13 protein-coding genes are annotated in these 14,313 nt (G+C 43.4%); 6 read left to right on the top strand and 7 right to left on the bottom strand.

The features are described from left to right. Positions 1 to 20: 20 nt before the first annotated feature. The 5 genes from ACMUMK_RS17445 to ACMUMK_RS17425 are packed head-to-tail and all read right to left on the bottom strand — an operon-like array spanning position 21 to position 6,073. Complete coding sequence (locus ACMUMK_RS17445) at positions 21 to 920, bottom strand: hydroxymethylglutaryl-CoA lyase (RefSeq protein ID WP_414702437.1); 900 nt, start codon at positions 918 to 920, stop codon at positions 21 to 23. After that, positions 917 to 2,119 carry a CaiB/BaiF CoA transferase family protein gene (locus ACMUMK_RS17440; RefSeq protein ID WP_414702436.1) on the bottom strand — a complete coding sequence of 401 codons (1,203 nt, stop codon included), beginning with the start codon at positions 2,117 to 2,119 and terminating at the stop codon, positions 917 to 919. Before ACMUMK_RS17440 ends, ACMUMK_RS17445 begins: the two co-directional genes overlap by 4 nt. Positions 2,120 to 2,164: 45 nt before the next feature. Further along, positions 2,165 to 4,741 carry a TonB-dependent receptor gene (locus ACMUMK_RS17435; RefSeq protein WP_414702435.1) on the bottom strand — a complete coding sequence of 859 codons (2,577 nt, stop codon included), beginning with the start codon at positions 4,739 to 4,741 and terminating at the stop codon, positions 2,165 to 2,167. Between the two features lie 29 nt (positions 4,742 to 4,770). After that, complete coding sequence (locus tag ACMUMK_RS17430) at positions 4,771 to 5,178, bottom strand: VOC family protein (RefSeq protein WP_414702434.1); 408 nt, start codon at positions 5,176 to 5,178, stop codon at positions 4,771 to 4,773. A 22-nt stretch (positions 5,179 to 5,200) separates the two neighbouring features. Further along, on the bottom strand, positions 5,201 to 6,073 hold the full coding sequence (locus ACMUMK_RS17425; protein ID WP_414702433.1) for an isocitrate lyase/PEP mutase family protein: 873 nt from the start codon (positions 6,071 to 6,073) through the stop codon (positions 5,201 to 5,203). A 248-nt stretch (positions 6,074 to 6,321) separates the two neighbouring features. Here ACMUMK_RS17425 and leuC point away from each other — a divergent pair, with 248 nt between their 5' ends. The 3 genes from leuC to ACMUMK_RS17410 are packed head-to-tail and all read left to right on the top strand — an operon-like array spanning position 6,322 to position 8,972. After that, a complete protein-coding gene (gene leuC, locus ACMUMK_RS17420) occupies positions 6,322 to 7,722 on the top strand; it encodes a 3-isopropylmalate dehydratase large subunit (RefSeq protein WP_414702432.1) in 1,401 nt (466 codons plus the stop codon). Continuing rightward, complete coding sequence (gene leuD, locus ACMUMK_RS17415) at positions 7,719 to 8,324, top strand: 3-isopropylmalate dehydratase small subunit (RefSeq protein ID WP_414702431.1); 606 nt, start codon at positions 7,719 to 7,721, stop codon at positions 8,322 to 8,324. Before leuC ends, leuD begins: the two co-directional genes overlap by 4 nt. Before the next feature lie 24 nt (positions 8,325 to 8,348). Further along, positions 8,349 to 8,972 carry an isochorismatase family protein gene (locus ACMUMK_RS17410; RefSeq protein ID WP_414702430.1) on the top strand — a complete coding sequence of 208 codons (624 nt, stop codon included), beginning with the start codon at positions 8,349 to 8,351 and terminating at the stop codon, positions 8,970 to 8,972. Positions 8,973 to 9,017: 45 nt separating this feature from the next. On the opposite strand, the gene ACMUMK_RS17405 is transcribed toward ACMUMK_RS17410, so the two are convergent. Continuing rightward, complete coding sequence (locus ACMUMK_RS17405) at positions 9,018 to 9,959, bottom strand: LysR family transcriptional regulator (protein WP_414702429.1); 942 nt, start codon at positions 9,957 to 9,959, stop codon at positions 9,018 to 9,020. Positions 9,960 to 10,109: 150 nt separating this feature from the next. Between ACMUMK_RS17405 and ACMUMK_RS17400 the strand changes: the two genes are divergently transcribed. Both ACMUMK_RS17400 and ACMUMK_RS17395 read left to right on the top strand, forming a co-directional pair. Next, positions 10,110 to 11,312, top strand: coding sequence for a class I SAM-dependent methyltransferase (locus ACMUMK_RS17400; protein WP_414702428.1), 1,203 nt, complete (start codon positions 10,110 to 10,112; stop codon positions 11,310 to 11,312). 34 nt (positions 11,313 to 11,346) lie between these two features. Beyond that, on the top strand, positions 11,347 to 11,688 hold the full coding sequence (locus ACMUMK_RS17395) for a hypothetical protein (protein WP_414702427.1): 342 nt from the start codon (positions 11,347 to 11,349) through the stop codon (positions 11,686 to 11,688). Between the two features lie 28 nt (positions 11,689 to 11,716). Here the strand turns inward: ACMUMK_RS17395 and ACMUMK_RS17390 are convergent, their stop codons facing one another. Then, positions 11,717 to 13,231 (bottom strand): aldehyde dehydrogenase family protein, encoded by a 1,515-nt coding sequence (locus ACMUMK_RS17390; RefSeq protein WP_414702426.1) that lies wholly within the window; start codon positions 13,229 to 13,231, stop codon positions 11,717 to 11,719. A 156-nt stretch (positions 13,232 to 13,387) separates the two neighbouring features. Between ACMUMK_RS17390 and ACMUMK_RS17385 the strand changes: the two genes are divergently transcribed. Then, positions 13,388 to 14,296, top strand: coding sequence for a hypothetical protein (locus tag ACMUMK_RS17385; protein WP_414702425.1), 909 nt, complete (start codon positions 13,388 to 13,390; stop codon positions 14,294 to 14,296). Positions 14,297 to 14,313: the final 17 nt, after the last annotated feature.

Raw genomic sequence — 14,313 nt, 5'->3', positions numbered from 1 at the left:
CGGTCACATTTAGGTACCGGTTAATTAATATAATGATTTTCAATCCAAGGTTTGGCTTTGCCACCTGTTGCTGTGCCTGTTAAGGCAATAGCTAAATCAGCGGCTTTGATTAACAGTGGCATGTCTATGCCGGTAGAAAATCCCATTTGCTCTACCATCATCACCACGTCTTCGGTTGCAACATTGCCACTGGCGCCAGGGGCAAACGGGCACCCTCCTAAACCAGCAATGGAGGCATCAAATTTTCTTATTCCCGCCTCAACAGCTGCGTAAACATTGGCTAAGCCCATAGCTCGGGTGTCATGAAAATGGCAAGATAGTTTTTCGCTATCAAAACGACTTGCTAGCCCTACCATTAGTTGATGCACTGCCAATGGGTTTGCCGCACCTATGGTGTCTGCAATAACAATATTCGATGCGCCAGCTTCGAATAGCTGCTCGGTTACCCGAAATACATTTTCTGGGTCTACTGCGCCCTCAAAGGGACATCCCCATGCTGTGGCAACATATGCCTGTACATTTGCCGAGTTTTGTTTAGCAACAGCTAGAACTTGGCGGCTTACGTCGACGCTAGCCTCAGTAGACATACCAATGTTTTTCAGATTCATAGTGTTAGATGTAGCCACAACTAAAGATGAAACTGGAACATTAGCTGCCATGGCTAATTCAAACCCTTTCATATTTGGAATGAGGGCTGATAGCACAGTTGATGTATTGGGTAAGGCTGCGAACAAATCTGCGGTACCAGCCATAGCTGGTACGGCTTTAGGTGACACAAACGCCCCAACCTCTATCTCTGGAAGTTTGGCTTCCATAAGAGCGTTAATTAAGCTTAAGCGTTGCTCAACCGTTAACACTTTGGGCTGGTTTTGCAGTCCATCTCGCGGACCCACATCATTGATGATTATTTGATTATTCAACTTATCACCCCGGCGTCCTTAAGCTTGGCAATCTGCTCTTCATCCATCCCAAGTAAGCTTTCTAAAACTGAGCTTGTTTGTTGCCCTAAAGAGGGGGCCGCAGTAAAGGTTTCATCATCGCTTCTTGATAGCTTAATTGGATTACCTGGGCCTTTAGTTTTGTGGCCTTCAGGATCAGACAGTTCCACCACCATATTGCGGTGAAGTACTTGGCTATCACTTAAGGCTTGAGAAAGACTGTTTACCGGAGCACATGGAATGCGGGCCTGTTCTAATTGGGTTAGCCAGTGCTTTGAAGTATTGGTAGACAAAACCTTATTTAAGGTTGAGTTAATGAAATCTTGGTCTTTCCAACGGCCAGGCTGAGTGTCGTATTCTGGTTTATCCAGACTTTCAACTTGTAAAACCTGCTTTAGGTTTTGCCAGAAATTGTCTGTGATAACGGCGATAACAATCTCACCATCAGAAGTTGTAAAAGTGTTATAGGGCACGTGTACAAAGTGCGAATTACCAATTGGAAACGGATCTGTGCCAGAAATAAAATGCATAGTAGCCATGTAATTCAACATAGAAATTTGGCAGTCCAACATAGATATATCTACGTCTTGACCCATACCGCTTCTTTCACGCTCGAGTAAAGCTGCTTGGACCCCCATTACGGCAAACATACCGCCCCCTAAGTCACCAATAGGAATACCCGCTCGTACTTTTTGTTCGGCATTAACGCCTGTAATTGACATACCTCCGCCCATTGCTTGAGCGACTTGGTCAAAGGCTGGTCTTTTAAATCCGGGCCCAGAGCTGCCAAAACCTGTAATCGAGCAAGTAATGATTTTGGGATTAATCTGTTTTAGGCTTTCATAGTCAATCTTTAAACGACTAGGCACACCGGCACCAAAGTTGTTAAGCACAACATCAGATTTTTTGACTAAGTCATAAAAAACTTCAAGGCCTTCAGGTGATTTAAGATCTATACACACACTTTGTTTATTGCGGTTAAGTGTAATGAAATATGCACCCATGCCATTTACTGAGTTTTCAGGATCGTTCGCTAAGAGCTTGCGCGTTCCTTCCCCTTTTAAGGGTTCAACTTTAATGGTCTCAGCACCTAGGTCGGCTAAAATCATTCCGGCGTAAGGACCTGACAACATATGTGTCAAATCAAGAATGCGTATACCTGTTAAAGGTTTGTTCGTCACTGTGAACTACTCCAATAAAAATAGGGGAAAGGGTCCCCCTATAAGTTAAAACCGATAAGTGAAATCAACCCCGTAAGCTTTACCTGCAGAGGGATGAATAAATGACCCTCCAAATTCAGGAGCGGGGATCACCTCTTGTAAATACTGTTCATCCGTTAGATTTTTAGTCCAAAGGGCTAAATTCCATGATTCAGCATCAAAGCTCACTCTCAAGTTGAGTGTGCTGTACGGATCCCGTTTGGCTTGTGAAAAATCAACCGAATGGGGTCCTGCGGGCACGCCACCACCTAAAGTCCCGAAGTAATCCCAAATGGTGGGAGTGTCTTCTTTGCCTTGTAGTGTGTGGAAATAGGTTTCACCCACATATTGCCAATCAATACGGGTGGTCATGAAGATGTCTTGGGTGAGGGAGTAATCCCAGCTAGCGCCAAGAGTAAAGGTTTGGTCTGCAGCTTGAGGGGCTTGATTGCCAACGCTAAGGGGGCGATTTTTGTTTTCTTTTATCTCGCTGTCTATCAGGCCTATGCCAGCAAACAACAATAAATCATCTGTCACCTGAGCACTGATATCTAGTTCAGCACCTTGAATTTGTAGCTCATCAATTGTGGTGACCGCCCTAAGTAGGCCAAATGGGCCAGCGAAGAATTCGAAAAATTGGTTATCTTCTACTTTGGTTGAGAAAATCGAGCCGTTTAGCTTAACTGTGTTATCAACAAGGTTGGATTTGAACCCCAACTCAATACTAGTGGTGACTTCTTTATCGTATTCATCGTCCACTAAAAGCTGAGCATCGACAGAGTCACCGGGAGAGCCATCACCAGTGGCATTAAACCAGAAGTCTAAGGTGGCTTGGGTGCCTATTGAGTTAAAGCCACCACTTCTAAAGCCCACCCCGTAACTGGCGTACCAATTTAGATTGTCAGAGGCAGCGTATCCCAAGGTGACTTTAGGTTGCCAATGACTAAATGAGCGATTTCTGTCGGGAATACCGTCAGGGTTAGTGTTAAAAGCAGGGTTAATTGGCCCAACCACACCATCGACAATAGTATTTAGGTTTAGACCTGATGCGGTTACATTAGGAACATTATTACTAACATCTCTATCTTCATAGTCATAACGAAGAGCAACTGCTAATTCCCACTGTTCACTTAAGTCATATTCAACTTGCCCAAATACCGAGAATACTGAGGTGTCAAAGGTATCATCAAACAATAAGTCTGTTGGATTAGGGCCTGTTGGGGGCACATATGCTTGTTGTAAGAAACCTTCACCAGTGTCTGCGCCATAAGCAACTACGACATCGCGCTCAATTTCGGCAAAGTATAAGCCAGCTATCCACTGTAAATCAGCGCTGGTATCATCAGATGTAAAACGCACTTCCCCACTAAAATCTGATTGGCTGCGCTCTTGATACTGGTATCCATCACAAGACAAAGGAGTGTAAGGGCCATACACACCTGCAAACTCTACTCCTGGTGGAAACACACCAAAGGGTGCAAAAAACTCACCAAATAAGTCAGTACGATCAGCACCACCAAGTGCTGTAGGCGTATTGTTTAAACTTGCTCTGTCTGCTTGGCATTGAGGTGTTAATTCGTAGCCGTAAAAAGAAGCGCTGGTACCGTCTGATAAAAGAGTCTCTTCTAAGTCGTTGTATGCAAATACTGCTGTCATATCAACGCCATCTAGATCTAAATCGGCTTTAAGAGAAAACTCTGTTGTGTCTTGCTCGTTTATACCCGGTACGTTGAATGCAAAGGTGAAATCATGTTCATTTACATCAGCAAAATAAGCTGGCTGGTTAAATGCAGTTTCAAAAGAAGGCAAAGCAAATACGGCGTTGTAGTTAATTGCACCACTCTCTGCTTGGCTCAAGGCCGCGCGAAAATCTAGAGTAAGGATGTCACTGGCATCCCATATCAGCCGGCCTTTTATTGTTTTGTCGTCTAGGTAATCAATAGAGTCGTCGGTTTGGGTGTAAATGTTTCGATAAAACCCGTCTGTTGAGTTAACGCTAGCGGTGAGTCTTCCGCGAACTGTGTCGCTAAATGCGCCACTTAATACTGCATTTATTTTAGTCGTGTCATTGTTACCTAAGCCAACTTTGACCCGCCCTTCAAATTCGTCATCGGGCATTTTTGTGGTTACGAGAATCGCCCCAGCTACAGCATTTCTGCCGTATAAAGCACCTTGAGGGCCTTTTAATACTTCAATTTGAGAGACATCTAATAACTCTTCATTAAAGCCATTAGGGTTGGTAATGAGTACGCCATCAACTACATAGGCAAAGGTAGATTCAGCATCACGTGTCGATACAATCCCTCTGATGGTAACTTGAGTATCTCCCACATTTGATGCATCAACCATAGTGACATTTGGTATCAGTGCAATGGCATCTCCGGGTCTTTCTATACCAGCACTTTCTATGACTTTTTCTGACAAGGCGGTAACGGCAATGGGCACTTCTTGCAAGCTTTCTGGGCGTTTTCGAGAAATACTGATGATTTCATAATCTTCATTACTTACATCTTGCGCGATTGCTTGTCCCATAGTGGCTATGCCGCCACCATTAAGTGCAAAAAGGACACTTAATGCGATAGATTTTTTGCGTATGTTAGGCATATTTTAGCTCCCATATTTATAGTTTTTATTTAAAAGTTAAGCTGACATAACTGCAAAACTGGCCCCAAACCCTGAGGACAATCTAAGTCTTGTACTATCCAATTATCTAACCCTGGTCTTTTTCCTTTTGGCTTGGCGTGGATACCTTTTTGAGACAGCATCTCCATTGATTGCTCTAAAGATTCAACGCCGAGAGATAACAGAAATAGTCCCTCTCCATGTGTTGATAAAATTTCTGCCACTTCTCCTTCAGTGGACAAAGGTTGTACTAATACAATCCAAACTCCCGATAAGTTGAATCGGGCGGTTTTCACTTGCCTAAGGGGTAACTCTTCAATGACAGGCTCCGTCTGTAGCAAGCGTCGAAAATAGTCAATTTGTGGCTCAAGCTCTCGAACAACAAAATTAAGGTGGTGGATAGACTGAATCTTCGACATGAGTCACTCCAATCCAAAACCTTTAGTCTTCTATCCAGCGGCTTTCAAAGTCCCACACTTCCTCAAAACCAATCAGTCGACAAAACTCTTGAAAGTCGTACATAGGCACATCAGTTTGTGCACTCGATCCTGTTTGTTTGATTTGAGTTAACATTTGTCTTGCAGCTTCTGCAGCGACTAAAGAAGTGGCTGCAGGGAAAATAGCGAAGGCAAAACCTATGTCTTCAAGTAAGGCAGCGGGAAGAATGGGAGTGTTACCACCATCGGCCATATTCACCATCATGGGGGTGTCAATTGCACTGCACATTTGACGCATTTCAGCTTCGCTTTCTAAGGCTTCAGGAAAAAGAATATCTGCGCCGGCATCGGCATAGGCCTGCATGCGTTTTAACGCGCCTTCAAATCCTTCCCCTTGGCGGGCATCAGTACGGGCGGCAATAAGGGTATTGGGATTGCTGGCTGCTTCTTTAGCAACTTGAATCTTTTTGACCATAACATCGATAGGTACCACCCTTTTATTACGGGTATGACCACATTTTTTAGGAAATTCTTGGTCTTCAATTTGGATAACTTGAACACCGGCGGCTTCGTAGCCTCGAACGGTTTCTCGCATATTAAGCAAGCCGCCATAACCTGTGTCTGCATCGGCAATAACCGCTGCTGTACCCTGCATGGTTTTAACCAGTGTTGAGACGCGGTCAACCATTTGAGTGTAAGTAGTAATGCCAACATCAGGCACACCATAGGCCGAAGCCCCCATCCAATAGCCTGATGCATACACAGCATCAAACCCTACGGATTTGGCGATAACAGCAGTAATCATATCTTGAATACCTGGCACACTAAAAAATACACCTGACTCAATTTTTTCTTTAATCGTTATATTTTTACTCATCAACACTTGCTCAACTGGTTAACTGACTGTCCCCTTAAAACTTTGCTTTGCAATACTCAATGGTTTTAAGGGCTATACTTCAATCAATATAAAGGTATAATGTTATGTCATTATACATAAAGTTTATTGCTGTGCTACTAGTATTTGATTTCTGACCTGTGGATCTGTTGTCACGCTGCTAAGTTGCTGCAAAAAAGACGGTTATTTAAATCCAATAAATGACAATTTTTTAAATATAAGGAGTAGATGTGAAACCCATTACGCTGTACGAAAAACTCTGGAATAGTCATATTGTTAAGCAGTATGACCAAGGGCGTTGCTTGCTTTACATTGATCGTCACCTAGTACAAGAAGTCAGTAGCCCAGTGGCTTTTAGTTCATTAAAAAGTCGTGGTATTGGTGTTCGCCAACCAAAGAAAACCTTAGCCATGGTAGATCACGTGCTACCCACCAAGAATAAGCACTTTATTGCTGACCCCGAAGCGCAGATCCAAATTCAAGCCTTAGTAGATAACACAGCTTACGAGGGGATTACTTATTTCCCTGTAGACGATATAAGGCAAGGAATAGTGCATGTTTCAGGCCCAGAGCTAGGTTTCACGCTACCGGGTACAACACTTGTTTGTGGTGATTCACATACCGCGACCCATGGTGCCTTTGGAAGCTTGGCATTTGGTATTGGAGCCAGTGAGTGTGAAAAAGTATTTGCCACCCAATGTTTAAAACAAACCAAGGCAAAGACTATGCGTATTAATTTTGTGGGGCGCATGCCAGCATTGTGCAGTGCTAAAGACCTTGCTTTAGCTGTGCTAGGGACTATAGGAGCCTCTGGTGGTACTGGGTATGCCATTGAATACGCCGGGGAGCAAATTAGTGCCTTGTCTATGGAAGGCCGAATGACCTTGTGCAATATGACAATAGAAGCAGGGGCCAGAGTAGGACTTGTCGCGCCAGACGACACCACATTTAATTATTTAAAAGAAACTCCGTATGCACCTAAAGGTGATGATTGGCAAAAGGCTGTGGAGTATTGGCGTCAGCTTCCAAGTGATCAAGGGGCTAAATTTGACCGAGAGGTTGAAATAGATATTAGTCAGCTTGAACCTATGGTGACATGGGGAACCAGCCCTGAGCATGTGATCCCAATCTCGGCCTGTGTTCCTGATCCTAATTCACCAGACAATCAAGCTAAAAAGAGCAGTTGGGAGAAAGCAAAAGCTTATATGCAAGTCCAGTCAGGGGACACGATTGCAGGTACTAAAATCGACAAGGTATTTATTGGCTCATGTACCAATAGCAGAATTGAAGATTTACGAATCGCCGCTTCTTTAGTAACGGGTCGCAAAGTAGCGAAAGATGTAGTGGCAATAGTGGTACCTGGTTCGGGGCAAGTTCAACTACAAGCCGAAAAAGAAGGCCTAGATACAATCTTTACCCAAGCGGGACTTGAATGGCGCACCCCAGGTTGTTCTTTATGTGTTGCCATGAATAACGACCGTTTACTACCTCAAGAGCGCTGCGCTTCTACTTCAAACCGCAATTTTGAAGGCAGACAAGGCGTAGGTGGTCGCACCCATTTAATGAGTCCAGCTATGGCAGCAGCTGCAGCCATTACAGGAGAGATAACAGACGTAAGGACATTACAATGAGTTTTTTACAATTAACGAGCAAAGCCTTTCCTTTAGATGAAGATAATGTCGATACAGACGTGATTTATCCGGGGCGATTTTTACTAAGAATTGATAAAAAAGGAGCCGGTGACTGTTTATTTTATGACAAACGCTTTGGTAATGATGTCCCTACTTATGTTCTCGATCAGCCAGAGTTTAAAGGGGCTGAAATTCTGCTAGCCGGTGAAAACTTTGGTTGTGGATCTAGCCGAGAGCAGGCGGTTTGGGCACTAGATGACTTTGGAATACGCTGTGTTATCGCCAAAAGCTTTGGTGAGATCTTTTACTCTAACTGTATTAATAATCAGATTTTACCTATCACAGTTTCTGCTAGCGAACATGCATCTTTATTTGCAGCGGCAAAGGCACAAAAGTCATTTGATATAGATTTACAGAGCAAGCAAATCAAAGTCATGGATCAAGTACTCATTAACTTTGACATAGCAGAACAACATCAAGAAATGCTGATTAAAGGCTTAGATGAAATAGGCTTACAGCTTAAAAATGATGTAGCGGATATAGGGCTGTTTGAAACACAGCAACAACAAACTCAACCTTGGTTATGGAAAGACTTAGCCTAATAAAATGAAAACGGGGAGCAATGCATGACAGTACAAGCAGAAGAAAATTACGCGAATGTTTACGACAATAAAATAGGCTTTGGTAAAAAACCGGCGCTGATTTTAGTGGACTTTGTAGAAGCTTATTTTGATAAATCCTGTGATTTATATGCCGATGTTGAAGACGCTTTAGCCTCTGCATTAAGGGTTAGAGAGGCGGCACGAAAGGCAGGTGTTCTCGTGGTATATACTAATGTTGTGTACCATAAATCAGCTATTAATGGCGGCAGGTTTTATGAGAAAGCCAAACCCTTGCGCTATTTTATTGAAGGCTCTCCTATGGGAGCTTGGGCTCAGGGGATGCAGCCCTCAGAAGACGAGTTAGTGATTTCTAAGCAATACCCTAGTGCATTTTTTGGGACTTCGTTAGCTTCAACACTTACTGCAGCTGGAATCGATACAGCTATCATAACTGGACTCACCACCAGCGGTTGTGTCCGTGCAACTTGTTTAGATGCTTGCTCCCATGGTTTTATTCCAATTGTAGTAGAAGAAGCCTGTGGTGATCGACATGAAGAACCCCACAAAGCCAATTTATTCGATATGAATGCCAAATATGCAGATGTGGTAAACGAACAAGCTATTTTGCAATATCTTCAAAGTTTATAAGTAAAACTACAGCGAGGTCGACCTGTGATCTCGCTGCTTATTGCCTTATACCTTTATGGTAATACTCGATTTAGCCAGGTCGAGTCTGTCTCGGGTAAAGCTAAACTCTTCTTTTATAATACCAATAAAGTCGTTTAACACAGTGGGGCGAAAGCCAGAGGCGCGACTTGCAATGCCACCAATAGATACCCAAGGTTTCATTGGTCCGTCAATTACCACCATACTGCCTTGGGCTAACTCATTCTCAATGAGTATTCTGGGTAAAATTGTGAGGTAATTAGACTCCTGTACTAGGTTTTTAATCAAGCGCATTGAATTTGCCCGTACGTGATGAACTTTAGCTGGGTTGTCTACACTATCTAAAAACTCATGATAAAGATTAGCTACTGACTTTTGGTCTGCGATTACCCAATTACATGAAGCAAGTTGTTTTCGAGATACATTATTAGTGCTGGCGAGGTTATGTTTAGAGCTTGCAGCTAATACAGACTCTACCTCGCATAAGCCACTGAAGGATAAGTCACTGGTGTCAAAGCTGGTAGGAAACAAGCTAAGCACAGCATCAAGCTTGCCGCCACGTAGATCTTCACACAAATTCTCTACAAAGCCTTCAACTAGCCTTACCTCTACACGGGGGCCTTTGGCTAACAGCCTATCTAATGTTGACGCTAAAAAACCAGCACTAAATACCGGCCCCACACCAATAGAAAGGGTGCCACGCTCACCAGAGTGCATAGCGGTTATTTCCCGTTTAACTCTGCAGGCGTCGTTAACCATGCTGCGAGCATAATCAAGCAGGTGCTCACCATAAGCGGTTAAACACACACCAACGGCCTTACGATCGATAAGTTCAACACCGAACTCATTCTCAAGGTTTTGAATACTACGGGTTAGCGCTGGTTGGCTAATATTTTGTAGTTTAGCCGAGCGACTTATATTGCCGGTTTCGGCAATTGAGATAAATTGCTTTAACTGTCGAATATTCATGTTTCCCCCCTTATGTAGGAAGAATATAACACGATAATTGCTTAATGATATATAATTATGTCATTATGGTGTTAGGTAGGTTTTGAGCCTATTAACAAAGGAAGCATACCTGCTCCTATAAACCGCAAGAGGACCATGATGAGCGCGCATATGTTAAATACTTTTCAACAAAGCGAGCACCCAATGTTGGTGCAAAGCAACCACGACCAGCGGGCTCGACAAGAGTTTGTTAAAAGCCTCAAACAGCATATTCAACAAGGTTTACTGCCATCAGTACAAAGTACCTATAACACTAGGGCGGTCAATGCCTACACCAAAAAACATCAGCACCCCCCTAAAGATTACCGCCAAGCAAGGGAAGCCTTTCAAGACGACCCAATATTTAAAGCTTATCTGAGTGTTAATCGTATTAGCCAAGAATTACAGTGGTTTAGTGTTATCGATGCCTTAGATGACACAGTTGAATCCTTAGAACAAACTGCAAAAAAACTTCCTGCCGCTGGTGGAAGTTTGCAGATCCCAGAGCAATTTACAGTACCTAAATATATATCTGAATTAGATATTCATTGTATGCCCGGTGGCTATTGTGGCCCAAAAGGGGCTAGCCCATTGCATGCCGGTGCCTTATATGACCGCGGGGTTTACTTATACGCCATGGGCTATATGGGGCCTAACAATGATGATATGGGACGTTCTGTTTGTAATTACATTACTCGAAATAACCCTGACTTTAAGCCTAAGCGTATTTTAGATATGGGCTGTACTGTTGGTCATTCAACTTTACCTTATGCAGAGTTTTTCCCCGATGCAGAAGTACATGCAATAGACGTTTCTGAGGCTTGTGTTACTTACGGGCACCATCGCGCTGAAGGAATGGGCGTGCCTATTCATTTCAAACAAGCCAATGCCGAGGCTACGGATTATGAAGATGGTAGTTTTGATTTAATTGTGTCTCATATATTGCTTCATGAAACCTCTAAAAGTGCCATGCCCAAGATATTTCAAGAATGTCATCGCTTGTTAAAAGACGGCGGTTTAATGATCCATGCAGACCTCCCTCCCTTTGATGAGATGGATGCCTACACACAGTTAATTTTGGATAACGAAACTTGGTTCAACAACGAACCGTTTTGGACTGCCATGCGCAATACAGACCAAATTGCTTTAGCCATAGAAGCAGGGTTTGCAAAAGATAAGGTCAAATTTGATAACGCGCCTATGGCCATCATGGAAATAGCGGCCGCTGCAGAGTCATATTCAGAAGAAATGGCCGAAGACTTAGCCGACCGTGAATTCACCGCTGGTGAATATGCGCCAGGTGGTGGTTGGGAAGTATTAGTAGGCCAGAAGTAGTGTGATTAGTTAACTTATTCAGTAGGAACATTTTATGAACAACAAAATTATTAAAGGCAAGCGCCCTAAAATCTATGATACTCAAGGCATGGATCACCTAATGCACATGGTTATGGTACTCGCCCAAGAACTAAGCGCAACTCGTGACAGGTTAGACACAGTCGAGCAGCTTTTGGCGCAAAAAGACAATATTCAGGCTGCAGATATTGAAGGCTACACGCCATCACAAGATGTTTTGGAAAGCCGTGAAACTAGACGTCAGAATTTTATGGCGACCTTATTTAGTGTTATGACACAAGAGTCTGCTGAGTTAGCAGCCAGAGATACTAAAGACAGGTTTGATAAAGTCATTGAAGAGTTGGCCACCGAGCGGTAGCCAACTAGTAAGGTTGCAAACAGTCTGCCTACAATACTGCGCAGACTGTTTTAGTTTCTACATAATTTAACACCGCATCCATACCACTTTCTCTCCCCCAACCCGATTGCTTATAACCACCAATAGGTAAAGATGGGTCAAACATTAAATGGGAATTAATCCACACTGTGCCGGCTTCAATATCGCTAGCAAAACGATGTGCATGACTTAAACTTTGGGTCCATACACTTGCAGCTAGGCCATAATCAGTATCGTTGGCAAGTGCTAGCGCTTCATCACTTGTTTTAAAGGTCATACTACTAAGCACTGGGCCAAAGACTTCTTCTCGCACCACTTTCATGTTGTTATGGCACTGGGTGAGTATGGTGGGCTCTACAAAAGTGGAGTGAGGTCCACCTAAGCCACCACCGGTTAGTAGTTTTGCGCCATCTGCTAAACCACTTTGAATATAGTCGTAGACTTTGGCCGCTTGTAAGGGGTTAACTAGGGGGCCCATTTGGGTTGCTGGATCTAAACCATGGCCTAAAGTTAACCCTTTGGCGTATTCAGCAATACCGGCATATAACTTATCAGCTATGCCTTCTTGTACATATAAACGGGTGCCCGCTACACATACTTGGCCGCCATTGAAAAATGCAGCGTTAGCCACTCCAGGAATAGCGAGTTCAAGGTCAGCATCGTCTAACACTATCATAGGAGATTTGCCGCCTAGCTCTAAGGTCACCCGTTTTAGATTGCCTTTGGCTGCATCTAGAATCTTGCGACCAGTTTGCGTGGAGCCTGTAAAACTAATTTTAGCGACATCATTATGTTCAGCCAAAGCTTGCCCTACAACCTGCCCGTAGCCTGTTACTATGTTTAAGGCGCCTGCAGGTAACCCAGCTTCGATACATAACTCACCTAAACGTAACGCCGTTAGTGAGGTGTCTTCTGCTGGTTTTAACACCACGCTACAACCTACGCATAAAGCAGGAGCTAGCTTCATAGCCGTTAATATTAAGGGGCTATTCCATGGGGTGATAGCGGCCACAACCCCTACAGGCTCAGATAATGTATAAGAGTGAACACGTTTACCGGGCGGTTGATAGCCAATTGAAGAAGGTATGACCTTGCTTTCTAGCTTACTGCACATACCTGCAAAATAGCGAAACTGTTCTGCAGCACCAGGAATTTCAGCCCATCTAGCCACTCCAAGGGGCTTACCTTGGTCTAAGGTCTCAAGTTCAGCCAGTTCATCAATATTGGCATCAATAAGCTCACCAATACGCCATAGTATTTTAGCTCTTTCTGCAGGCAACATATTTCGCCATGTGCCTTGCTCAAACGTTGTTTTTGCTGAGGCTACAGCTGCATCAACATCTGCTTGGGTTCCTTGAGGAATAATTGCCAATAAACTACCCGAAGCTGGGTCATGGGTTTCGATTACACCGCCTTTTTGGGCATCTACCCATTCATTGTTCAACAACATTTTTTTATCTTTACTGGATAAAAATTTTCGGGTTGCTTCTACATTGGGTTTTACTGGGTTGAGTGTGAGCTGCATGATTGATTCCTCTAACTAAAGACAACTTCAGTGTAATGAGCCTAAGGATTGGAAGCTCATGCAAATATCAATCAAGGCTATGCAATCTTGCTATACCTTAAGATTGGGCTTGCTAAATCATGTATAAAAAAGCTAAACAACTAGCTTGGAACCTTTATGAATTACGCTTTTTCCTCACTTCCTTCTCGTGGTCAACTAAAGTGGCCAAACAATGCAAAAGTGGCATTAATCATTACTGCAAACCTTGAATATTGGGATCTGATTAAAGATACAGAAAAGCCATATTATGCTGGTGGACCAGCCATTTTACCTGACTCAATGCCAGGTAATGTACCCGATTTTCCAAACTTTACTTGGCGTGAATACGGACAGCGCGTAGGCATTTGGCGTTTGTTTAATTGCTTCGAAAAAATGGGAGTACCACTGAGTTGTACCATGAATGCCAAGACAGCCTTAGAGTTGCCAGAAATAATAGATGTGGTGAAAAAGAACAACTGGGAGTTACTCGCCCATAACTATGAACAAGGTGAGCTGTTAACAAATTATGCCCACGACCCTGAAAAAGAGCGCGAAGTTATCAAGGCAACCTTAGACGTATATGAACTTTGCATGGGTAAACCCGCACTAGGTTGGTTGTCATCCTCTTTACGAGGCACCTTAAATACCTGCGAAATCATCGCTGAAAAAGGCCTTAAATTTTACTGCGACCTAATGAACGATGACCAACCCTATATGGTTGATACCAACAAGGGGCCGATTGTTTCTATACCTTATTCAAATGAAATCAACGACTTTACCCTGATGACAAGACGCTCTCATACCAATGATGAGTTTGTAGACATTTTAAAATGTGAGCTAACTGAATTATTGAGTGAGTCTGAGGAGTCAGGAAGTGGCCGCATGATGAACTTAGGCTTACATCCACATGTAGCCGGACGCGCCTATCGTATGCCTGCTATTCGTGAATTTTTGAACTTTGCAAAATCACAACAAGGCGTTTGGTTTGCCACTCGTGAAGAAATCGCAAACTGGTATCTAGAAAATCATGAAGGCCATATTGTTTAGCTAACGGCTGAACTTAG

The sequence above is a fragment of the Paraglaciecola sp. 2405UD69-4 genome (assembly GCF_047525415.1).
In the GTDB taxonomy this organism is placed as follows: domain Bacteria; phylum Pseudomonadota; class Gammaproteobacteria; order Enterobacterales; family Alteromonadaceae; genus Paraglaciecola.
Note: the sequence above shows the minus strand (reverse complement) of the source record. Positions and strands in the feature narration are given on the sequence as shown.